Below are 22,387 nucleotides of genomic sequence, written 5' to 3'. Positions count from 1 at the left end.
CTGACTGATGAGGAAACTGACGTGCGATTTCCCAACCAACGTTTAGCACAGCTGTTTGACATGTTGCAAAACGAAGCGCTTCCACAGGACGAGCTGGCGCAGCGGTTGTCGGTTTCCACACGCACCGTACGGGCGGATATCACCGCGCTAAACGCGCTGCTCACCCAGTATGGCGCACAGTTTGTCCTCAGCCGGGGTAACGGTTATCAGCTCAAAATTGACGACCCGGCAAGTTATAACACCCTGCAAACGCAGCAGCCCAACGCGTTGCTTCGCATCCCTCGAACCAGCCAGGAACGGATACACTGGCTGGTGGTGCGTTTTCTGACGTCGGCTTTCTCGCTAAAGCTGGAAGATTTGGCTGATGAATGGTTTATCAGCCGCGCGACGCTGCAAAACGATATGGCTGAGGTGCGCGAGCATCTGCAACGTTATCATCTGACGCTGGAAACGCGTCCCCGCCACGGCATGAAGCTATTCGGCAGCGAAATGGCGATTCGCGCCTGTTTGACCGATTTGCTGTGGACGCTGGCACAGCAGGATCCGCAGCACCCATTAGTGATGCAGGAGGCGCTTAATGCCGGGATCCCTGAGCAGCTACAGCCCGTTTTACAGGATATTTTCGCTCGTTTTCATATTCGTCTGACCGATGAGGGCGAGCTGTTTTTACGCTTGTACTGCGCGGTGGCGGTACGGCGGATTAGCGAAGGGTATCCACTCCCGGATTTTGCCGCAGAAGAGGCCGATCAATCGGTGTGCCTGGCCACGCGGGAAATCGCGGCGGTATTGCACCGCCTGGCAGACAAACCGCTTTCCGTTTCCGAAGAAAACTGGCTACAGGTGCATATTGCTGCTCGCCAGGTACAAGAGATTGCGCCCAGTGCTATCAATGCGGATGATGACGAAGCGTTGGTCAATTACATCCTGCGTTTTATCAACACCCAGTACAACTACAACCTGTTGAATGACAAACAGTTACATGCTGACCTGCTGACGCATATTAAGACGATGATCACCCGGGTGCGTTACCAGATAATGATCCCCAATCCGCTGCTGGAAAATATTAAACAGCACTACCCCATGGCGTGGGACATGACGCTGGCCGCCGTCTCGGGATGGGGAAAATATACGCCGTACACCATCAGTGAAAATGAGATCGGCTTCCTCGTGTTGCATATTGGTGTCGGGCTGGAGCGTAGTTACAACATCGGTTACCAGAGACAGCCGAAGGTTCTGCTGGTATGCGATGCCGGAAATGCGATGGCGCGGATGATTGAAGCGGTGCTGGCGCGTAAGTATCCGCAGATAGAGATCGTCGATACCGTCACGCTGCGTAACTACGAACAGCGGGAAAGCATCAGCGAAGATTTTGTCATCTCTACCGCGCGGATCGGTGAAAAAGATAAGCCTGTAGCGATGATTGCGCCGTTCCCGACCGATTATCAACTGGAACAAATTGGCAAACTGGTGCTGGTGGACAGAACCCGCCCGTGGATGTTGAACAAATTCTTCGATGCCGCCCATTTTCGTGTAATTGACGAGCCAATGGATCAACAAACGTTGTTCAAAACCTTATGCCGTCAGTTGCAGGATGAAGGTTTTGTCGACACAGAGTTCCTTGATTCAGTGGTTGAGCGTGAGGCCATCGTCAGCACCATGCTGGGTGACAGCATTGCCCTGCCGCACGCCCTCGGTCTGCTGGCCAAGAAAACGGTGGTTTACACTATCCTCGCACCGCAGGGCATTGCATGGGGTGATGAAACGGCGCATGTGATCTTCCTGCTCGCCATCAGTAAAAGCGAGTACGAAGAAGCGATGGCCATTTACGATATTTTCGTCACCTTCCTGCGCGAGCGCGCCATGACACGGCTCTGCGCATGCCGGAATTTCACCGAGTTCAAAACGGTCGCCATGGAGTGCGTGAGCCGTTTTTGAGAGGCGTTATCCATAATTCGATGTAATGCGTATGTAATGCTAAACTGCATTACACATTCGATTCTACTGGAGGCATAATGGCCACGCTGAACGTCCGTCTGGATGACAAACTCAAAAATGAGGCTTATGCCGTGCTGGAAAAACTGAACATTACTCCAACGGAAGCTGTGCGATTACTGTTTCAGTACGTCGCGGAAACGGGGCGCATGCCAGTGAAAACCGTCACCGTTAGCGACAGCGAAGATACACTGATTCAGACAGTCCGGGAGAGGCTGGCCAGCCCGCAAAAAGGAATCAAGGTTAGTCTGGATGACTTATGAACTGGAATTCGACCCGAGAGCCTTAAAAGAGTGGCATAAACTGGGTGATAAGGTGAAGGCTCAGTTTAAGAAGAAGTTGGCCGACGTGTTGTTGAACCCCAGAATTGACTCTGCCCGTTTAAACGGTCTTCCAGATTGCTATAAAATTAAGCTTAAATCGTCCGGCTATCGTCTGGTGTACCAGGTTCGGGATGAGGTTGTGATCGTGTTTGTTGTCGCGGTCGGCAAGCGAGAACATTCGGCCGTTTATCTCGATGCAAACAAACGGCTTTAGCGATCAACGCAAATGATGCACAACCTGGTTGCTGCTGCCGCGCCAGATCAGCGCCGGGTCTTTAAGATCCTGCACGTATTTGCCATCGACCAGTACGTTGATGAGATCGACCACCTGCATTTGCGCGGCGTTGAGTTCATCGAGCTTGTAGCCGGTCCACACCCAGATATCTTTGCCGGGGCACTCAGCGCGAACGCGCTGCACTAGTTGCAGGATTTCCGGCACGTTTTGCGGATGTAGCGGATCGCCACCGGAGAGCGAGATCCCCTGACGCTTGATTCGCGTATCGTTCAGATCGGCAATGATCTTGTCTTCCATCTCTTTGGTAAATGGCTTGCCGGAATTGAGCCGCCAGGTGCTTTTGTTATAGCAACCGGGACATTCATGCACGCACCCGGACACAAACAGCGTGCAGCGGGTGCCGGGGCCGTTAACGATGTCGACGGGATAATATTGGTGAAAGTTCATAGCTTGTAACCATGCCGGGTGGCGCTGCGCTTACCCGGCCTACAATAAGAGTGCGGTCCGTAGGCCCGGTAAGCGCAGCGCCACCGGGCATTAACGTAACAGCGGATTAACCTATCTGCCCGTTACCCAAATGCTTAACGCGGCGTTTCACTTCTTCCTGCTTACCGGCGTTAAACGGACGGGCGTCCGGGCTGCCTAAATAACCGCAGACGCGGCGGGTGACCGACACGCGCGCGGCGTCGTGGTTACCACATTTCGGGCAGGTAAAGCCTTTGCTGGTGCACTCGAACTCACCGGTAAAGCCGCACTCGTAGCATTCATCAATTGGCGTGTTGGTCCCGTAATACGGCACGTGCTGATAGCTGTAATCCCAGACGTCTTCCAGTGCTTTCAGGTTGTGCTGAATATTCGGGTATTCGCCGTAGCAAATGAAGCCTCCGTTCGCCAGCGGCGGGTATGGCGCTTCGAAATCGATCTTGTCGTACGGGTTAACCTTTTTCTCCACGTCGAGGTGGAAGCTGTTGGTGTAGTAACCTTTGTCGGTGACGCCTGGCACCACACCAAACTCGGCGGTATCCAGACGACAGAAACGATCGCACAGGTTTTCACTCGGCGTGCTGTACAGGCTGAAGCCGTAGCCGGTCTCGTCTTTCCACTGATCGACTGCCTGACGCAGGCGTTCGACAATGGCGATAGCTTTGGCGCGAAGCTGCTCACTGTCGTACAGATGTTTGTCGCCAAACAGCGCGTTAATGGTTTCGTGAATGCCGATGTAACCCAGCGAGATGGACGCGCGGCCATTTTTAAAGATTTCTGACACGTCATCGTCCGCTTTCAGACGCACGCCGCAGGCACCTTCCATATACAGGATTGGGGCCACGCGAGCTTTCACGCCTTCCAGACGCGCAATGCGGGTCATCAGCGCTTTACGTGCCAGCACCAGTCGATCGTCGAGCAGTTTCCAGAAGGTGGCTTCATCGCCGTGGGCTTCCAGCGCGATACGCGGCAGGTTGAGGCTGATAACGCCGAGGTTGTTACGCCCGTCGTGAACCTGTTCGCCGTTCTCGTTTTCCCACACGCCGAGGAAGCTGCGACAGCCCATCGGCGTTTTGAACGAACCGGTCACTTTAACCACCTGATCGTAGTTCAGGATGTCCGGATACATACGCTTGCTCGCGCACTCCAACGCCAGCTGTTTGATGTCGTAGTTCGGATCGCCAAACTTGTGGTTCAGGCCGTCGCGAATGGCGAACACCAGTTTCGGGAACACGGCGGTTTTACGATTTTTACCGAGGCCCGCAATGCGGTTACGCAGAATGGACTGCTGGATCAAACGTGATTCCCAACTGGTTCCCAGGCCAAAACCGAAGGTGACGAACGGCGTCTGGCCGTTAGCGGTATGCAGGGTATTCACTTCATACTCGAGGGACTGGAATGCGTCGTAGCACTCTTTCTCGGTACGGGAATGCGCATAACCGTCGGCATCCAGGATCTGCCACTCTTCAGCGGTTTTGCGATGCTTGTTAAAGCTCTCGGTCACGAATGGTGCGAGAACTTCGTCAATACGGTTAATGGTGGTACCGCCATAAATATGGCTGGCAACCTGCGCGATAATTTGCGCGGTGACGGCCGTCGCGGTGGAGATGGATTTTGGCGGCTCAATCTCCGCGTTACCCATCTTAAAGCCCTGCGTCAGCATGCCTTTCAGGTCGATCAGCATGCAGTTAAACATTGGGAAGAACGGAGAGTAGTCGAGATCGTGATAGTGAATATCACCACGCTCGTGCGCCTGGACGACATCACGCGGCAGCAGGTGCTGACGCGCATAGTGTTTGGCGACGATACCGGCCAGCAGGTCACGCTGCGTCGGGATCACTTTGCTGTCTTTGTTGGCGTTTTCGTTCAGCAGAGCAGAGTTGGTTTGCTCAACCAGACCACGAATTTCCTGGTTCAGACGGCCACGCTTTTCACGCTGTATATCACGGTCGTGGCGATATTCGATGTACGCACGGGCGAGTTGTTTGTACGGACCAGACATCAGCTGGTTTTCTACCGCTGTCTGGATCTCGTTGATATCGACCTGGCTGCGCTCATTCATCTGGCTACTAACGACTTCTGCGACGGTGGCACAGTAATCTGCGTCATCGACTCCCGCTGCTTTAGCTGCACGCAGAATGGCTTCTTTGATGCGCTCTGATTTAAACGGCACTTTACAGCCATCTCGTTTCATCACATGCGGTGTCATGATCACTCCATATTTATAAGAACAGGTTATCCACAGAGGTTGGGGAAGCGGCCATGGCTTTATTCATCTCTATTGCCAATGACTTCCCGCAATCCTGACCCACTTTATCCACAATTTCACCGTAAAGCGGTGCACTGTAGTTGTAGCAATTGTAGTCGATTAATACAACATATTGGGTCGGCGTGCATTTTAAGTTCTATATGTAGTGATTTGCATCAAGGATGTTTACGATTTATTTGATGTAGCGCAAAGTAAAAATCGGAGCGTACAGATGACGGGCAGTACAGCGATTGTAAATTGTGGGCAGAAAATTCTGATTAATTATTCAACAAAAACAGGAAGGTAAAGCCGGGCAGGCATCTGCTGCCCGGAACACACTATGACGACAGCGACTGCATCCAGTGGATACCTGCATTAATGAAGGCTGCCGAGGCGACGAGACCCAGAATGAGTGGTACAAGGTAACTGCTCTTCACGCGGTTTTCTGGCACTTCCTGAGCTGGTGTCGTTCCAGTCGAGAGCAGCGCCAGTACTTCTTCGGCAGACGTAGCGTTAAGCATGGCGTTTCGCATCTCATCCTCAACCAGCGACGAGGTGAGCTGGGTGAGCAGTTGCATATGCGTTGTACCCGCTTCATTTGGCGGGATCGCCAGCAGGAACACTAACCGTACTGGTTCAGGCCCTTCAAGACCCGGCCACAGTATTGGCTCGGGAAAAAGGGCGACGCAGAACGACGCCTGCACGACGGAATCACATTTTCCGTGAGGGACGGCCAGCTCTTCTCCCAGCGCGGTTGGTCCTTCATTTTCACGGCGCAGAACGCTGTCAATAAAAGCGTCTTTATTGGTAATGAGTCCGCATTCAGACAATGCTGAAGACATATACCGGATGATCGCATCGGGAGACGATTGCGGCGGATCGATAAAAATTAGCGTCTGACGAGTCAGTGTAGACAATTCCATGTTTTATGCCTCCGGTTGCGCTTTGACGTGGATCCAGATCGTTTGCCAGCCCGCCAGTTCGCAAACGCCATTAAAGGGGGTTCCTGTCAGGAGATCTGTCCCCGTCACGGGTAAGAAAAGTGTTTGTGATGCGCCAGTGACATTCACAATACCGTAGACAGTTTCTTCCTCTGTCTGGTGGTGGCGTTTGACGCCAAATAGCGCATCCGGCAGTGTAAGGACTTGCTGAGCTGCTGCCGGTGAGAACGCGGGATGTTGTTGGCGAATGCGCAGTAATGTCGTTAGTGCGGCATAGATCTTCGCTTGTCGGGATTCTGGCGTGACTAATGCCTGATGCGTGGTGGCGAAATCCAGTTTTTCACGGTTAATACGGCGATTGATCCCTGACGCGTTCAACCCTGCGATATCATTTTCGCTACCGAGAAGGCTGTGGTAGTAAATTGCAGGAACGCCCTGCAACATAAAGAGGATGGCGTGAGCGGCGGCAAATCTGGCAACCTGCGTGTCGGGAGCTTCTCCCGGTTCGCTTAACGCGCTCAGAAAGTTAATGTTCATCTCGTACGGCGACTGGCTGCCGTCTGGATTGGTGCGCCAGGAAATTCGTCCTTGCTTACGTTCTACTTCACTGACCAGGAACGCTTTTTCTTCCGTCGAGAGGATGTTTTCGACAGGTCGCAGGCCAATGCCGTCATGGCTAGCGAGGAAATTGAAAAATGTAGTGTTGGCAGGAAAGGTTTCTTGCTCCAGGCTTTGCGCCCACTGGCGTAGCCAGCGTGCGTTGCCGCGCAGGCAGGCATGCAGTGTCAGCGGTGGTAGCGGGAATTGATACACCATATGAGCCTCATCCCCGGCACCCAGATAGCTGATGTTTTCCTGATGTGGCACATTGGTTTCGGTAATCAGCAGGCAGTCAGGCCAGATCTCTTCCAGGATCGCCCGCCAGAGTTTGATTACCTGATGGGTTTGCGGCAGATGAATGCAGCGGCTGTTTTTCTCTTTCCACAAGAAACCGACGGCATCGAGTCGAATTGCCTGGGCACCGCGTGAAGCATATTCCAAAAGAATATCAATACTTTCCAGTAAAACCTCGGGTTCACGGAAGTTAAGATCGATTTGATCGGCGCTGAATGTGGTCCATATATGCGCCGTTTCCCCTGTTTTAAGCGTGAATGGCGTTAATAAAGGAGATGTACGCGGACGTGTGATCCGGCTGTAATTTTCATCCGGATCGGCGTTGATAAAGTAGTTCTGGTAGCGAGGCTCACCATGCAAATAGCCCTGGAACCAACGGCTTTGCTGTGAAATATGGTTAATCACAAAATCGAACATTAAATTGAAATCGCCCGCCAGCGCGGCAATATCTGACCACTGCCCAAGATGGGGATCAACTTGTCGGTAATCCACCACGCTAAAACCGTCATCGGAGGTCCAGGGGAACATCGGCAGCAGGTGAATGTCACTGATCGTCCCCTTCAACCACAGTTTTGCAAACTGGTGGAGAATCGATAGGGGATTTTCTCCTTGCGCGCAGATGCTATCACCATAGGCGATCATCCAGATACGGCTTTGATCTAACGGAATCGTCGTTTGCGTTTTGGGTTTCCAGCGTTGGATAAGCTGTTCAATCTTCGCTGCGATTGCCTGATGATCCGCTTGCGGATAGAGCTGTGTCAGCGTGTCGCGGATAAATGCTTTAGGTGGGGAGATATTCATACTTTTGCGTCACGCTCCGGCAGTGAGAAAAGGAAATCGCATGTGGCGAAAGGCGCAATTTCGCGGCAGTGCTTAACGGGTTCTTCCAGATAGTTAATCTGCGGCATTTCTTGCAGCAATGGTGGGAGTTCAACAGGATGCTCACCGGCATTGAAAATACGTAATATTGTTCCATTTATCGTCTGGGCGTGTGGCAGCGCCGAGAGCATGAGCGGCTCAGGCAACGTCAGCAGACTGAAAGTTTCTGGCAGTGAACGCGGTGTGAAATTGAGCGTGAAGCGCTCCAGACGGTTGTCCAGCGTATTCAATTTCTGGTTCTGCCAGCTGAAAGGCTGACGTAAAGCTCTTTCCTCAAGGCGGCGTAATGTCAGATGGTCGGCACGCTCGCTAAGTGTCAGGGTCAGGTTAAAGATCAGGGGCTTGTGGAGCTGGGCCTCGGGCGTGTAAACGACGGTATTATTGATGCCGGAAGCGCGTCCGGGGCGCCAGGCCAGATCGTCGCGTCCCAGAACGCCTGTCGATTTGAAGAGCGTCAGCGCCACCTGCGATGTTGTGTTTTGCAGGATCTGATACTCTTTCATGCCCAGGCTGTTTATGACCAGAGCGTTGTCGTTTTCCGCAATGGCGATAATTCCCTCGCTGGTTTCGATATCGACAGGTTTCTCACGATAGTTTTGCTGCCAGTTCGCAGGGGCGTCGGCAATGGGGCGGTGAATAATGCCGAAAGGCTGAGAGGCTATTGATTCCTGGGTATGAATATCGCTGTTGATCAGCAGGCGCAGGCGGTGGTCGCAAACGTTGTTTTCTAAACGGGCATCAATAAAAAGATGGGCTTCGCCCTGACGGAGTTCGCAAACAACCTGTACCGGGCATTCTTGTGTTGCGCGTTGGCTTAATGAATAGGGCAGGTTGAGCGTGATGCCCAGCGTTAAGCGCTCGACGTGCTGGCTCTTTTCGCAGGCGAGAAGTGTGAAGTGATTGAACTTTTGGGGGATATCACCTTGCAGCGGTGAAAAATCATAACTGTCACCTGCATCCGCACAATCTTCGAAGGTCAGCAGGTCGGACAGAGTTCTGCCGGTACGTTTATCCCGTAGCGTCAGTGTTCCGTCATCAAGGCTGAGTCGATAATGGTCATTTTCAATATGGTTTTCGGCATAAGGGCGCAGCGTAGAAACCGTGTGCGTGCCCTCGCGAACGGCAATATTGATATAACCCAGTGCGGGCAGTTCCTGCGTGTCGATAGCGACCTGCGAGCGATAATAAGGCGGAAGCTCAACCTCTTTTTCTCCCTGCGGCGTAACCTGAATCACGCGTCCACCGGAAAGCTCTGTTTGTTCAATAATGCTAAATGAGAGAGTCTGCTCGCCAGCGCAGAGTTCAAGGGATGGTGTGCTGGTATATAGCGTGGCGTTGACAACCCCGGACCAGGGCGTCGCGCCAGGGTTCACCACAAAGAGGTCGTTCTCCTGGCTGCTGGCAATGGCCAGCTCTTTAATCACCAGATTCCACAGGCTATGGCTGAGCTGTTCCGTCTGTTCCAGGCGATGCAGAATATCCCGGTTGGTGGCATCACTGTTACACCCGCCTATGGAGTCATGGGCATGGTTGCGTAACAGGTTTTTCCAGATTCGATCAACCCACTGGAGGTTGACGTGAATATCATGATGGCGGGCCAGCGCAATAGTCGGTTCCAGCTTGCCCAACAAAAATTGTTCGATATCGTAATTTTTCTTTTTAATGTCGTAACGAACGGAGCCGATGGTTTTGTGGATCCTGGTATAGCGCGGGGATTTCAGTTCGCCTTGCCAGCAGGTAAATCCATCGGCTTGCTGACGAAGCGTATCAACAAACGCTTCCAGCGATGATATCTGGAACCGATCGCCTGTAGGGGAGCGTTCGCTGACCGTCTGCAGAATCTCGGGTAACAGAGGATCAATATTGACCTGATCGCCGCCGCAGGGCAGGAGTAAGTCATGCAGACCGGCGCGTTGGCGGATGAGATTCACCATTGGAAAGATTTTTTCCTGCAGGTGGGCATCGTCCGGTTGAATATTTTTGGCTGCCCCGTAGCCAAACAGCATTGCGCAGGCAATGACTTGCGAACCTGACGGCGCACGCCAGATAAACTGGCTCTGTGCAACCTGCGTGTCATGATCAATGCCGCGCCAGAACACGATGTTGTCCAGGTTGCATCCGCGAAGCAGCGTCGGGAGCTGGCTGTTATGACCAAAGGTATCGGGCAGATATCCCACCATCATGGCGTGGCCCAGTTTACGCGCGGAAAGTATGCCGTACTTCAGGTTGCGGATAATCGATTCGCCGTGAACGTTGAACGTATCCGTCTGGGTGTACCACGGGCCGATGTAAAGCCGCTTGTTTTTGACCAGCAGCTTCAGGCGGTCAGCGTATTGCGGATTGACGGCCAGAAAATCCTCAACCACGGCGGTTTGTCCGTCGAAATGGTAACAGGTGTAATCGGCGTAACGTTCTAATGTATCAATAACATCGGCAAAGTTTCGCGATGCCAGGATATTGCTGTCCTGCAACGTGAAATACCACTCTTGATCCCAGTGCGTGTGGGCGATGACATGGATATGACTCATTTTACTTTCCTGAATTTGTTGCCAGTTTCGGGCTGAAGAAAAGTACGCCCAACGCGCACACCAGAGAGCCTGCGAAAACGCTTACCAGATAGCCGGTGACGTTGGTGGCGAGCGGCCATCCCCAAACGGCAGGTAGCGGTAAGGATTGTTTGACACCTAACGTTGTGGCGATGAATGCGCCAGACATTGCGCCGACCATAAAGACGGGGATCAGACGCGGGTTTTTCAGAATAAAGGGGATCGCGCCTTCGGAAATGCCAATGAATCCCAGCAGTAGTGAGGTACTACCGATAGTTTTTTCTTCATTATTGAACACATCAGGAAGACCGAAGCGGTTATTGAGCAATGCGGCAATGCCGACGCCGATTGAAGGGATGACGATAGCCAGTTCTCTGGCTGTTAAATCGAAGGTATCGCTCACGCCGTTAAGTCCCAGCGCCACCGACCCCGCAGCTTTGTTAATTGGCCCGCCGAGGTCGAAAGCGGTACCTGCTGCGATCATCAGCGAGTAAAAGCTGCGCCCGGAGTCTCCGGCGGAAGTAAAAAAGGCCACCATCGCCTGATTCAGCGCGCCAAAAATGGGGTTAATCAGATACTGCATCACAATAACCAGTGTAATACCGGTACACAGTGGCACGATCAGCATGGTTTTTATGGTGGTGATTTGCTGACGTACTTTTATTGTATCGTTGAGCCATTGCACCAGATGACCGACAAAAAAGCCGATGGCGATTGCGCCAAAGAATCCCGAGGGCATAAAACCTTCGAGATTAAAAAAGCGCTTGTAGACTTCGTCAGACATAATTCCGCCGATAAGACCAGGTATCAGTGCGGGTTTCCCGGCAATTGAAAAGGCGAGGTACATGGCAAATACCGGGTACATAAACTTGATGACCATAAAGCCCAGTTTATCCAGCACCTCGAACGGCGTTCCGGCGATGGGAATAAATTGCCCGGTTATTTTCGCCACCGCCATAAGTAATCCACCGAGAACGACAACAGGCAGCATATAGCTGATTGCTGCCATAATATGGCCAATAAATATCTGCCATGCGGAACGATGCTCTTCGGGTTCGTCAGTTATTTGGGTGGAGCCTTTGCTCAAGGCTAGCGCCTGGCGAATATAGCGCTCGGTATTCTTAATCAGTTCTTGGGTACGAATTTTAAGATGTAGCGTGTTTGCGAATCGTTCAGCATCCTGGATAGGAACGTCCGTTGCCAGTATGACAGCGTCAGCGCTGGCGATATCTTGCCGGGAAAGCTTATTTTTGACCCCATCGCTTCCTTGTGTTTCTACCTTAACGTCAAAGCCATTTTCTTTCGCCCAGGTGACAATTTTGTTGGCCGCCATAAATGTATGGGCGATACCTGTAGGGCACGCCGTTACTGCAACAATTTTTAGTTTTGTCATTGTAAAATCTCTAAAAATAGGACTGCGGAAATTATAAAGAGAAATAAAAGAACCATTAAACGTTTGGTGATACTAATTGCGTATGGGCATACCTGTATCCTGATAGTGTGATTCGCATTGCAGTGTCAGGTATAAGATACGAGTATGATTATTCTATCTTTAGTTAAAGAGTGCTGTTTTATGAATTCTTTTCAAGGTAGTGAAAGATTAATATTCGAATATATACAGTGCCATGCACATGAAATTTCTGATATTTCCGCTAAAGTGATTGCGACCGAGACCTTCACGACGACGACGTCGGTGAATCGGGTGTGTAAGAAAATGGGGTATCAGAGTTATACCGAACTGCGTTATAAATTTTCACGAGACAGACGTGTTGCCGAACCGGTAAAATATAGTGTTGGCAACGAAAAAACAGAACTAATTATACAATTATGTAACCTGCTGAGTAATTCAAGTCATATATTTTTATATTCACGTGGTGCATCGCTGACCAGTTTGAATTACCTTTCTCGCTTTCTTTCACTGGCGAGTTTACCCCATTTAATTCTCAATGATATTCATCAGCTTACCCGGGTCTCGCGAGGAACGCTGGTGCTGATCAGTAAATCGGGAGAAACCGCTTCTTTAGTTGAGATGGCAAGAAATGCTTTGCGAAAAGGGCTAAAAATAATTGCGATTACCAGGAGAGAATCGTCGTTAGCGGCGCTGGCTACGCTGTGTTGGCCCCTGGACATTGATATCGATGCGATTTCCTTGTACCAACGGGAAGGTCAACTGGAGTTGTTGACCGTTGTTGACCGCATCGGTTGCTATTTGTTGCAACACGATGCGGCGTAAAACATCAGAGTTGCTTAACGATACCCAGACGCACGGCGTAATCATTTTCATGATTTCCGTGGTCATTGATGTAGGTTTTATCAAGAGACACTAGCTCAACATACGGGGTCCAGCCATCGTCCAGTTTATAATTGAACGCCACGGTATGCTCCCAATACGTATCATCACCCGTTCCCTGGTCGACACCATCCTGCCAGCGGAAGCGGGGATTATAAGACATGCCAAACTTGCCGATATTATAGGCAAACCAGATATCGAACTGGTGAGATTGACGGCGAGTGTAACCGCTGCCGTCTAATTCTCTGTCACTGTGTGAGTCATTTACGGTGTTATAGCGATAACGCGCGGAGAGATTAAGTCCATTATCAAAAGACTTCCATCCCTGAATAAAGGGACGGTAATGCGTGTTGCTGGTGGTAAATACAGTAACCATCCCCGGCGCAATTGCATAACCATCGCCTAAATCAAAACGCCAGCGTGTTTCTATTTCTTGAGCGGCTTCAGTGACACCTTTATCATCGGGGTCGTTACGATCGGTATCGCCAAAAAATGTGTCATTGTGATTTTGTGCAGCCTCAACGGAAAAATAAAATCCATTATCGGCCTGGTGCATGACTTTAATACGTGAGTCATTAACGTCAGAGTTGGTGTTATGACCAAAGCGTAAATCAACAACAGTATTTCCACACCATCCCTGGCTGCTAATCAGTAATGCTGAAAGAGAACATGTTCTAATAAGATTTTTCATAATATCCTGCCGGGTTATATAATAAGAGGCAGGGGTATTTTTGTTTTATTCTCCAGCGCTTGTAAATTTTATCATGGTACATTTCAGGTATCGCTATACGTCACTCCTGAATTGAATAATAAAAGATACGGATAAAGATGCTTATCCGTATCTTTGCGGCGTTACTTCTGCAACCACCAGACGGCCTCAAAAGGACGTAGTGTCATGTCCCCTGGTTGGCTGGCGACCTCGGCATAGTTGTGCATCAGCACCTGCCAGTTTCCATCGGCCTGGACTGGCTGCCAGTTCTGGAAGGTATCGCTCAGATTAGCAATGACCAGCAGTCGCTGCCCTTGCCACTCGCGTTGGTAACACCACAGATGTGGGCTGTCCGGTAACAGATCCTGATAGTCGCCCCAGGTAATAACTGGCTCCACTTTGCGCAATGCGATCAGTTTCTGATAGGTGTAGAACACCGAGTCGGTATCGTTCAGTGCTGCAACCACGTTGATCTCCGCCGCGTTGTCACACAGATTGATCCATGGCTCGCCCTCGGTAAAGCCCGCGTGTTGGCTGGCATCCCACTGCATCGGCGTGCGGCTGTTATCGCGGGATTTACTGGCGAGGATCGCCAGCAGTTCGTCGGCATCCCGCCCCTGACCGTTCAGTTCGGCAAACATGTTATGGCTTTCCACATCGCGATAATCGGTAATCTGGCTGAAGTGCGGATTGGTCATGCCGATCTCTTCACCCTGGTAGATATAGGGCGTGCCCTGCATGCCGTGCAGCACCATCGCCAGCATTTTGGCCGACGGAATGCGGTATTTACCTTCATCGCCAAAACGCGACACGATGCGCGGCTGATCGTGGTTACACCAGAACAGCGCGTTCCAGGCCTGATTGTGCATGCCCTGCTGCCAGTGACGGAACAGGGTTTTCAGCGCGACATAATCGGGTTTGGCTAACGTCCACTTCTCACCGTTGGGGTAATCCACTTTCAGGTGGTGAAAGTTAAAGGTCATCGACAGTTCGCAGCCATTGAGTGCGGCGTACTGCTGGCAGTTTTCCAGTGTGGTGGAAGACATCTCGCCCACCGTCATCAGGCCGCGTGGCGTGAAGACGTCGCGGTTCATCTCGCGTAAAAACGCATGCGCGCGCGGGCCATCGGTATAAAAACGCCGCCCATCGCCGTCGGGATCGTTCGGGAAGTCCTGATCTTTAGAGATAAGATTCACCACGTCGAGGCGCAATCCGTCCACGCCGCGATCGGCCCAGAACTCACAGACTTTTTTTAGCTCGGCGCGTACCGCCGGATTTTCCCAGTTCAGATCGGCCTGCTCCGGAGCAAAGAGGTGCAGATAGTACTGCTCGCTTTCGGCGTGCCAGCCCCAGGCGTTACCGCCAAATTTGGAACGCCAGTTATTCGGCGGGCTGTCTGGCGTGCCGTCGCGCCAGAGATAAAACTGACGATACGGGCTGTCTTTATCCAGCGCTTCACGAAACCAGGCGTGCTGGGTTGAGGTGTGGTTAAACACCATATCGAGAATAATACGGATGCCGCGCGCTTTCGCCTGCGCCACCAGTTCGTCAAAATCTTCCAGCGTACCGTAGGCCGGATCGACAGACAGGTAATCCGCGACGTCGTAGCCGTTATCAACCTGCGGCGAAATATAGAACGGCGTCAGCCAGATGGCATCAACGCCCAGTTTTTGCAGATAGTCGAGACGCTGCGTCACGCCGCGTAAATCGCCGGTGCCGCTGCCGGTAGTGTCCTGAAAACTCTTGGGGTAAACCTGATAGATAACGCCGTTTTGCCACCAGTGGGGAATATTCATGGTTGTTTCCTGGAAATACGCTGGGGCGCAACTGCGCCCCGAAGAAAAGTTAGATAATTTGTAATGTGCCCAGACGGTATTTACGCTGGTAAACAAATGAGGTCAGTATCATTGGGATAACAATCGCAATGACCATCGCCATGCCAAATACCTGCCAATAAGTCGGCTGGATGGAGAGGATGCCCGGCAAACCGCCGACGCCAATCCCGTTTGCCAGCACACCGTTCAGGCCGCACAGCAGTCCGGCGAGACCGGAGCCGATCATCGCGCACAGCATCGGGAAGCGGTATTTCAGGTTGATCCCGTACATTGCTGGTTCAGTTACTCCAAGATAAGCAGAGATCGCGGCAGGAACGGAGATTTCACGTTCGTTGTGCTTGCGACTGGAGATAATGATCCCGACCACCGCAGAAGCCTGAGCGATATTCGACAGTGCGATCAGTGGCCATACCGGCGTGCCGCCCATGCTCTGAATCATCTGCATGTCGATAGCCAGCGTGGTCTGATGCACACCGGTGATCACCAGTGGGGCGTACAGGAAGCCGAACAGAGCCGCGCCAATCGGAGCAAAACTGCCGGTCAGCAGATGGCGGACCGCAAACGCGACACCGTCGCCGATCATGCGGCCAAACGGACCGATAAAGGCGTGCGCAAGGAATACCGCAAGGATCAGCGAACACACCGGGACGATCACCAGATACAGGTAATCCGGCACGATGCGCTTCATGCGTGTTTCAATAAACCCGAGCGCCAGCCCGGCCAACAATGCCGGAATGACCTGCGCCTAGTAGCCCACTTTCTCAATGCTGAACAGGCCGAAGTTCCACACTTCCGGTACCTGCTGACCGAGCAAATAAGCGTTCATTAACTGCGGTGAAACCAGGGTTACGCCCAGCACAATACCGAGGATCGGCGTACCGCCCATTTTCTTCACCGCCGACCAGCAGATTCCGACCGGCAAATAGAAGAAGATCGCCTCGCCAATCAGCCACAGGAAGTCGTAAAGGGTTTTCAGCGAAGGATGCATCTGCGCCAGCGTCTGGCCATTGCTCATCGGCAGATCACCGATCACGTTACGAAAACCTAAGATCAAGCCGCCGCTAATCAGCGCGGGCAGCAGCGGGAAGAAGATCTCCGCAAAATGAGAAATCAGCTGTTCATGCCATTTCATATTCTGCCGCGCCGCTTTTTTCGCCTGCTCTTTGTCGGCGCTGGCTTGTCCGGTAGTTGCCAGCAGTGCTTTGTAGTAATCACCTACCTCGGTGCCAATCACCACCTGAAATTGCCCGGCGTTGGTGAAGCAGCCTTTGACCATCGGCAACTGTTCGATATCTTTCGGCCTGGCGTTCGCAGGCTGATTCAGCACAAAACGCAGGCGAGTAATGCAGTGACTTACCGTGGCGATATTGTCGCGCCCGCCTACCAGCTCAATCAGCTGGTCGATGTCTGCTTGTTTTATTTTGCTCATGATGACGTGTGTTCCCCGTAGGCCGGATAAGACGCGTTAGGTCGCCATCCGGCAACTCTCGCGTTGTTGGCGCCAGAGTATATCGTCGATGAATATTTAAAAATGGGAACGTTCCCGAAACGCAGCGAAGATCACAAATTAACGCTCAGAAAGCGGTCAGGAGAGGGTGGAAGGAATAACGATTTGTCGTGGTTCACTGCGGCCGTTGATCTGCTCGATCAGCTGCGAGGCCGCTTGTCGCCCGGCTTCGGCGTATCCTGGGTCGACGGTGATAATTTCCGGATGGAGGAATTTCATCAGCGGCGTGCTGCCCACGCTCGCCAACTGCAGGTTCTCAATTCGCTGCTCCTGCAGGTATTTGCTGACCCCAAGGGCGAGGGTGTCCGTCGCGCAGACTAGTGCGGTGGTTTCCGGGGTGATGACACTGGCGGCCTGCTCATAGCCCTGCTTCATGGCCAGACCCGGCAGCGCGGCAACCGGATGCAGTTTGTGTTTCTTACAGAATGCCAGATAAGCTTCATGGCGGCGCTTACCGGTGGTCACGTCGCTATGAGGAACGCCAAGAAAGCTAATATGGCGATGCTCGCGTTCATATAAACGCTGCATCAGGGTGCGAATGGCACCCTCATCGTCATAGCAGACCGAGGCAAAGCCTTTGGCATCGCGTGCCAGCAGCACCAGCGAATCCTGCCAGGTGGTGAGCATGGATTCAGTAATGCCGGTAAAACCAAACAGCACCACGCCGTCAATGTTGCGGCGTCGGAGCATGCCGAGATGTTCTTCAACCAGCTCAGGAGAGAACTGGCTTTCCATCATGATCGGGTCGTAACCCTGCTCATAAAAGGCGGGCAGCATAGTCTGCACGGCGAGATTTTCCGAAAGTGAGTCCAGACGCGTGACGATAATCGCCACTACCTTGTCGCTTTGCCCACGCATGGCGCGTGCGGAGCGAGAAGGGGAAAAACCGTGCTGATTCATCACCGCTTCAACGCGCTCGCGGGTGCGTTCACTCACGCCGCTTTCATTGTTGAGCACACGGGAAACGGTTGATTTTCCCACACCGCTTAAGCGGGCGATGTCTTTAATGGTCAGCCGATTTTGCATCCTGTTTTCCCATGTTGCGTGTGAAGTTATGCCAAATAGAGAATAACTTTACTCAAGCGCAGTGCAATGGGCAAAGTCTGGTATACATTTGGTTTAGTTTCCGTGCTGTATCATACCGCCATAATTGCCACAAACCTTATGGTTTTCTGCGTATAATCCGCAGCGCAAATCTTTCACTTACCGGAGGCTATATGGATCCCGATCCCACCCCTCTCCCGAGACGGAGAAACAACCCTTTCCGGTAAGCCTGTCTTTCACTGTCTTACCGGATGCGTAAGACAGTGACGTTCTGACGTCCCTGTTACGATTTTGAGATTGCCATCAGGCAAGGCTTTGCCACGCCTGAAGGATTTACTGCGCCTGTTAAGACTGGCGCAGGGGGACTGCCTATGTTCAAAAATATTACTCGCCAGCTATTTGCCCGGCTAAACCGCCATCTACCGCATCGTCTGGTGCATCGCGATCCGCTACCCAATGCGCAGACCGTTGCCAGCACACCGATCCCACCCTCGCTGAGCGAACATTGCCTGAAAATGGCGCTGATGGACGAAGCAGCGCTGTGGAAAACGTTCGGCGCGCACCCAGAAGGGTTGAACGCCGCAGAAGTCGAGAACGCTCGCGAAATCCATGGCGAAAACCAGTTGCCGGCGCAGAAGCCGTCGCCCTGGTGGGTGCATCTGTGGGTCTGCTACCGCAACCCGTTTAATATTCTGCTGACCATCCTTGGTGCGATTTCCTATGCCACTGAGGATCTGTTCGCTGCCGGCGTCATCGCGCTGATGGTCGCCATCTCGACGCTGCTGAATTTTGTGCAGGAGGCACGTTCCACCAAAGCGGCGGATGCGTTGAAAGCGATGGTCAGCAACACCGCCACGGTGCTGCGCGTTATCAACGAGAAAGGGGAGAACGGTTGGGTTGAACTGCCGATCGATCAGTTGGTTCCTGGCGATATTATCAAACTGGCGGCAGGGGATATGATCCCGGCCGATCTGCGCGTGGTACAGGCTCGTGACCTGTTTGTGGCTCAGGCTTCGCTGACCGGTGAATCGCTGCCGGTAGAGAAAGTTGCAACCAGCCGCGACCCGCAGCAAAGCAACCCGCTGGAATGCGATACCCTGTGCTTTATGGGCACCAATGTGGTGAGTGGCACGGCGCAGGCCATCGTGATTGCGACTGGGGCCAATACCTGGTTCGGGCAACTGGCGGGCCGCGTCAGCGAGCAGGAAAGCGAGCAGAATGCCTTCCAGAAAGGGATCAGCCGCGTCAGCATGCTGCTGATCCGCTTTATGCTGGTGATGGCGCCGATTGTGCTGATCATCAACGGTTATACCAAAGGTGACTGGTGGGAAGCGGCGCTGTTTGCGCTGTCTGTGGCGGTGGGGCTGACTCCAGAAATGCTGCCGATGATCGTCACCTCGACGCTGGCGCGTGGGGCGGTGAAGCTGTCAAAACAAAAGGTTATCGTTAAACACCTCGACGCTATCCAGAACTTTGGCGCGATGGATATTCTGTGCACCGATAAAACCGGCACTCTGACACAAGATAAAATAGTGCTGGAGAATCATACTGATATATCTGGAAAGCCCAGCGAACACGTCCTGCATTCTGCGTGGCTGAACAGCCACTACCAGACCGGGCTGAAGAATCTGCTGGATACGGCAGTGCTGGAAGGCGTGGACGAAGAATCCGCCCGTCGGCTCTCTACCCGCTGGCAAAAAATCGATGAGATCCCGTTTGATTTCGAACGTCGCCGCATGTCGGTGGTGGTGGCAGAAGAAACCGATGTGCACCAGTTGGTCTGTAAAGGGGCACTACAGGAGATCCTCAGCGTGTGTACCCAGGTGCGCCACAATGGTGAGATTGTTCCGTTAGATGACAACATGCTGCGTCGGGTGAAACGCGTCACGGACACGCTGAACCGTCAGGGGCTGCGCGTGGTGGCGGTGGCGACGAAATACCTGCCAGCGCGTGAAGGTGATTACCAGCGTATTGATGAATCCGATCTGATCCTCGAAGGCTATATCGCGTTCCTCGATCCGCCGAAAGAGACCACCGCACCGGCGCTTAAAGCGCTGAAAGCCAGCGGTATTACGGTGAAAATTCTGACGGGCGATAGCGAGCTGGTGGCGGCAAAAGTGTGCCATGAAGTGGGGCTGGATGCGGGCGATGTGGTTATCGGTAGTAGCATAGAGGGGTTAAGTGACGACGAGCTGGCAACGCTTGCCCAGCGCACCACGCTGTTTGCTCGCCTGACGCCAATGCACAAGGAGCGTATTGTCACACTGCTCAAGCGCGAAGGTCATGTGGTCGGCTTTATGGGGGATGGCATTAACGACGCTCCGGCGCTGCGCGCGGCGGACATTGGTATCTCCGTTGACGGCGCGGTTGATATTGCACGTGAAGCGGCTGATATCATCCTGCTGGAAAAGAGCCTGATGGTGCTGGAAGAAGGGGTAATCGAAGGACGCCGTACTTTTTCTAACATGCTGAAGTACATCAAAATGACGGCCAGTTCTAACTTCGGTAATGTGTTTAGCGTGCTGGTGGCGAGCGCCTTCTTACCGTTCCTGCCGATGTTGCCGTTGCACTTACTGATTCAGAACCTGCTGTACGATGTATCCCAGGTGGCGATTCCGTTTGATAACGTTGATGAAGAGCAGATCAAAAAGCCGCAGCGCTGGAATCCCGCCGAGTTGGGCCGCTTTATGATCTTCTTTGGACCGATCAGCTCTATCTTTGACATTCTGACTTTCTGCCTGATGTGGTTCGTCTTCCATGCCAATACGCCTGAACATCAGACATTGTTCCAGTCTGGCTGGTTCGTGGTGGGCCTGCTGTCGCAAACGCTGATTGTGCATATGATCCGTACCCGTCGCGTGCCGTTCATCCAAAGCCGCGCCGCATGGCCGCTGATGCTGATGACGCTGGTGGTAATGGTGGTGGGCATTGCATTACCGTTCTCGCCGCTGGCCAGCTATCTGCAATTGCAGGCGCTGCCGCTGAGCTACTTCCCGTGGCTGATTGCGATTCTGGCGGGTTACATGACATTAACCCAGCTTGTGAAAGGTTTTTATAGCCGCCGCTACGGCTGGCAGTAATCCTCAACTTCTCTTCTGCAGGATGGTGTTAATACCATCCTGCATTTCTCTTTTTCATTCGAAAGATATTCTCCCGAAATATTGGTGTTTTATTTTTATTGAAATGCTAACGCGGGTTGTTAGTATCAAATCGCCTTCCTTGCGTTGTTTTTTTATCAATAAAACGATCTGTATTGCAAAAATGAAACAGTGTGCTAAAAATTTTAAGCATCTGCTATTTTTTGTGAACGTAGTCATCGAAATAAATTGTTACACCAGTTAGTCTGCGCAGGTAACGTCGTTAAGAAAGTTTCTCGCTGCCCGTTTTTAATTCCGGCAGTCATTTGCTCTGCAAGCTATTCCTGTTAATGGATATTATGAACTTCTGGAGAAGGACAAATGAAACTGACAAAAAACCTGTTAAGTCTGTGTATTGGCGCGTCTGTATTACTGGCGAGTCATGCAACGCTGGCACAAACCTTTCGCGCCGCAGATGTGCATCCGGCTGATTACCCGAACGTTGTTGCCGTGAAACATATGGGGGAAAAACTTAGCGCCGCCACCGAAGGTCGTCTGGAGATTAAAACCTTTCCCGGTGGCGTGTTAGGCGACGAAAAACAGATGATTGAGCAGGCACAATTAGGCGCTATCGATATTATTCGTGTCTCAATGACACCAGTCGCCGCTATTCTCCCTGAAATTAACGTGTTTACACTGCCATATATTTTCCGTGATGAAGACCATCTGCATAAGGTTCTCGACGGCATGATTGGTCAGGAGATTGGCGACCGCCTGACGGCCAACACCAAATCGCGGCTGGTGTTCCTCGGCTGGATGGATGCCGGAACGCGCAACCTGATCACCAAAAATCCGGTGGTGAAACCGGAAGATTTACACGGTATGAAAATCCGTGTTCAAGGGAGTCCGATAGCGCTGGATACCCTGAAGGCGATGGGCGCTAATTCTGTTGTCATGGGCGTCAGTGAAGTATTTAGCGGTATGCAGACCGGTGTTATTGATGGCACGGAAAATAACCCGCCAACGTTTGTTGCGCATAACTATTTGCCGGTCGTGAAAAACTATACCTGGAGCAAACACTTTATTATTCCTGAGCTTTTTCTGTTCTCGAAAGCCAAATGGGATAAGTTGAAAAAAGAAGACCAGGACCTCATTATTAAACTCGCCAAAGAAGCACAGGTAGAGCAACGAAAACTTTGGCAGGATTATAATGCAAAATCGCTGGAGACCATGAAAGCCAACGGCGTTCAGTTCCACGATATTGATACGGACTATTTCTATAAAGCCACGCAGTCAGTGCGGGATAATTATGGTAAAGACCACCAGGATTTGATCAAACGAATTCAGGATGTGAAGTAATTCATCAGGTGGAGGATATCAACCC

Annotated in this window: 16 protein-coding genes and 1 pseudogene; 7 read left to right on the top strand and 10 right to left on the bottom strand. The window is 52.1% G+C overall.

Annotated features, from left to right (window positions below; all coding sequences use genetic code 11):
- Positions 1-21: 21 nt before the first annotated feature.
- From SK39_RS08810 to SK39_RS08800, 3 genes are all read left to right on the top strand, one after another.
- A complete protein-coding gene (locus SK39_RS08810; RefSeq protein ID WP_048216921.1) occupies positions 22-1,935 on the top strand; it encodes a BglG family transcription antiterminator in 1,914 nt (637 codons plus the stop codon).
- A 77-nt stretch (positions 1,936-2,012) separates the two neighbouring features.
- Positions 2,013-2,255, top strand: coding sequence for a type II toxin-antitoxin system RelB/DinJ family antitoxin (locus SK39_RS08805; RefSeq protein ID WP_003839576.1), 243 nt, complete (start codon positions 2,013-2,015; stop codon positions 2,253-2,255).
- Positions 2,245-2,529, top strand: coding sequence for a type II toxin-antitoxin system RelE family toxin (locus SK39_RS08800; protein WP_048216920.1), 285 nt, complete (start codon positions 2,245-2,247; stop codon positions 2,527-2,529). The genes SK39_RS08805 and SK39_RS08800 overlap by 11 nt, the downstream gene beginning before the upstream one ends.
- A 3-nt stretch (positions 2,530-2,532) precedes the next feature.
- Here SK39_RS08800 and nrdG read toward each other — a convergent pair whose 3' ends face one another.
- The 6 genes from nrdG to SK39_RS08770 form a co-directional block, all read right to left on the bottom strand.
- Positions 2,533-2,997 (bottom strand): anaerobic ribonucleoside-triphosphate reductase-activating protein, encoded by a 465-nt coding sequence (gene nrdG, locus SK39_RS08795; RefSeq protein ID WP_032937736.1) that lies wholly within the window; start codon positions 2,995-2,997, stop codon positions 2,533-2,535.
- Positions 2,998-3,103: 106 nt separating this feature from the next.
- Complete coding sequence (nrdD, locus tag SK39_RS08790; protein ID WP_003839582.1) at positions 3,104-5,242, bottom strand: anaerobic ribonucleoside-triphosphate reductase; 2,139 nt, start codon at positions 5,240-5,242, stop codon at positions 3,104-3,106.
- 377 nt (positions 5,243-5,619) lie between these two features.
- Positions 5,620-6,204: a fructose PTS transporter subunit IIA gene (locus tag SK39_RS08785; RefSeq protein ID WP_003839584.1), complete on the bottom strand. Its 585-nt coding sequence runs from the start codon at positions 6,202-6,204 to the stop codon at positions 5,620-5,622.
- 3 nt (positions 6,205-6,207) lie between these two features.
- Positions 6,208-7,917, bottom strand: a complete 1,710-nt coding sequence (locus SK39_RS08780) for a sugar phosphorylase (RefSeq protein ID WP_048216919.1) — start codon at positions 7,915-7,917, stop codon at positions 6,208-6,210.
- Entirely contained in the window at positions 7,914-10,523 is a 2,610-nt protein-coding gene (locus SK39_RS08775; RefSeq protein WP_048216918.1) for a glycoside hydrolase family 38 N-terminal domain-containing protein, read from the bottom strand. Before SK39_RS08775 ends, SK39_RS08780 begins: the two co-directional genes overlap by 4 nt.
- A 1-nt stretch (position 10,524) precedes the next feature.
- Positions 10,525-11,934 (bottom strand): PTS fructose transporter subunit IIC, encoded by a 1,410-nt coding sequence (locus tag SK39_RS08770; RefSeq protein WP_071524311.1) that lies wholly within the window; start codon positions 11,932-11,934, stop codon positions 10,525-10,527.
- Positions 11,935-12,114: 180 nt separating this feature from the next.
- Here SK39_RS08770 and SK39_RS08765 point away from each other — a divergent pair, with 180 nt between their 5' ends.
- Positions 12,115-12,774, top strand: a complete 660-nt coding sequence (locus SK39_RS08765; RefSeq protein ID WP_003839591.1) for a MurR/RpiR family transcriptional regulator — start codon at positions 12,115-12,117, stop codon at positions 12,772-12,774.
- Positions 12,775-12,778: 4 nt separating this feature from the next.
- On the opposite strand, the gene SK39_RS08760 is transcribed toward SK39_RS08765, so the two are convergent.
- The 4 genes and pseudogenes from SK39_RS08760 to treR all read right to left on the bottom strand — a co-directional run bounded on the left by SK39_RS08760 (position 12,779) and on the right by treR (position 17,908).
- Entirely contained in the window at positions 12,779-13,522 is a 744-nt protein-coding gene (locus tag SK39_RS08760; protein ID WP_048216917.1) for an oligogalacturonate-specific porin KdgM family protein, read from the bottom strand.
- 161 nt (positions 13,523-13,683) lie between these two features.
- Positions 13,684-15,336, bottom strand: a complete 1,653-nt coding sequence (gene treC, locus SK39_RS08755) for an alpha,alpha-phosphotrehalase (protein WP_048216916.1) — start codon at positions 15,334-15,336, stop codon at positions 13,684-13,686.
- Between the two features lie 49 nt (positions 15,337-15,385).
- Positions 15,386-16,804 (bottom strand): annotated as a pseudogene (treB, locus tag SK39_RS08750) (PTS trehalose transporter subunit IIBC).
- A 156-nt stretch (positions 16,805-16,960) separates the two neighbouring features.
- On the bottom strand, positions 16,961-17,908 hold the full coding sequence (gene treR / locus SK39_RS08745; RefSeq protein WP_003025788.1) for a trehalose operon repressor TreR: 948 nt from the start codon (positions 17,906-17,908) through the stop codon (positions 16,961-16,963).
- A gap of 11 nt (positions 17,909-17,919) precedes the next feature.
- Between treR and mgtL the strand changes: the two genes are divergently transcribed.
- The 3 genes from mgtL to SK39_RS08735 all read left to right on the top strand — a co-directional run bounded on the left by mgtL (position 17,920) and on the right by SK39_RS08735 (position 22,362).
- Complete coding sequence (gene mgtL / locus SK39_RS27820) at positions 17,920-18,153, top strand: mgtA regulatory leader peptide MgtL (RefSeq protein ID WP_099975506.1); 234 nt, start codon at positions 17,920-17,922, stop codon at positions 18,151-18,153.
- Between the two features lie 144 nt (positions 18,154-18,297).
- The gene (gene mgtA, locus SK39_RS08740; protein WP_048216915.1) at positions 18,298-21,006 is read left to right on the top strand and encodes a magnesium-translocating P-type ATPase; all 2,709 of its coding nucleotides are present in this window, start codon (positions 18,298-18,300) and stop codon (positions 21,004-21,006) included.
- A gap of 378 nt (positions 21,007-21,384) precedes the next feature.
- On the top strand, positions 21,385-22,362 hold the full coding sequence (locus SK39_RS08735; RefSeq protein ID WP_048216914.1) for a TRAP transporter substrate-binding protein: 978 nt from the start codon (positions 21,385-21,387) through the stop codon (positions 22,360-22,362).
- The last annotated feature ends 25 nt before the right edge of the window (positions 22,363-22,387 follow it).

It is taken from the genome of Citrobacter sp. BIDMC107 (assembly GCF_001037575.1).
GTDB lineage: Bacteria > Pseudomonadota > Gammaproteobacteria > Enterobacterales > Enterobacteriaceae > Citrobacter > Citrobacter freundii.
This window is presented reverse-complemented; position numbering and strand designations above follow the sequence as displayed.

Coding starts and splice junctions, on each gene's coding strand:
- SK39_RS08765 (WP_003839591.1), top strand. CDS start 12,115: ATGAATTCTTTTCAAGGTAGTGAAAGATTAATATTCGAATATATACAG.
- treR (WP_003025788.1), bottom strand. CDS start 17,908: ATGCAAAATCGGCTGACCATTAAAGACATCGCCCGCTTAAGCGGTGTG.
- mgtL (WP_099975506.1), top strand. CDS start 17,920: ATGTTGCGTGTGAAGTTATGCCAAATAGAGAATAACTTTACTCAAGCG.
- SK39_RS08800 (WP_048216920.1), top strand. CDS start 2,245: ATGACTTATGAACTGGAATTCGACCCGAGAGCCTTAAAAGAGTGGCAT.
- SK39_RS08805 (WP_003839576.1), top strand. CDS start 2,013: ATGGCCACGCTGAACGTCCGTCTGGATGACAAACTCAAAAATGAGGCT.
- nrdG (WP_032937736.1), bottom strand. CDS start 2,997: ATGAACTTTCACCAATATTATCCCGTCGACATCGTTAACGGCCCCGGC.
- SK39_RS08760 (WP_048216917.1), bottom strand. CDS start 13,522: ATGAAAAATCTTATTAGAACATGTTCTCTTTCAGCATTACTGATTAGC.
- nrdD (WP_003839582.1), bottom strand. CDS start 5,242: ATGACACCGCATGTGATGAAACGAGATGGCTGTAAAGTGCCGTTTAAA.
- SK39_RS08780 (WP_048216919.1), bottom strand. CDS start 7,917: ATGAATATCTCCCCACCTAAAGCATTTATCCGCGACACGCTGACACAG.
- SK39_RS08770 (WP_071524311.1), bottom strand. CDS start 11,934: ATGACAAAACTAAAAATTGTTGCAGTAACGGCGTGCCCTACAGGTATC.
- SK39_RS08785 (WP_003839584.1), bottom strand. CDS start 6,204: ATGGAATTGTCTACACTGACTCGTCAGACGCTAATTTTTATCGATCCG.
- SK39_RS08775 (WP_048216918.1), bottom strand. CDS start 10,523: ATGAGTCATATCCATGTCATCGCCCACACGCACTGGGATCAAGAGTGG.
- treC (WP_048216916.1), bottom strand. CDS start 15,336: ATGAATATTCCCCACTGGTGGCAAAACGGCGTTATCTATCAGGTTTAC.
- mgtA (WP_048216915.1), top strand. CDS start 18,298: ATGTTCAAAAATATTACTCGCCAGCTATTTGCCCGGCTAAACCGCCAT.
- SK39_RS08735 (WP_048216914.1), top strand. CDS start 21,385: ATGAAACTGACAAAAAACCTGTTAAGTCTGTGTATTGGCGCGTCTGTA.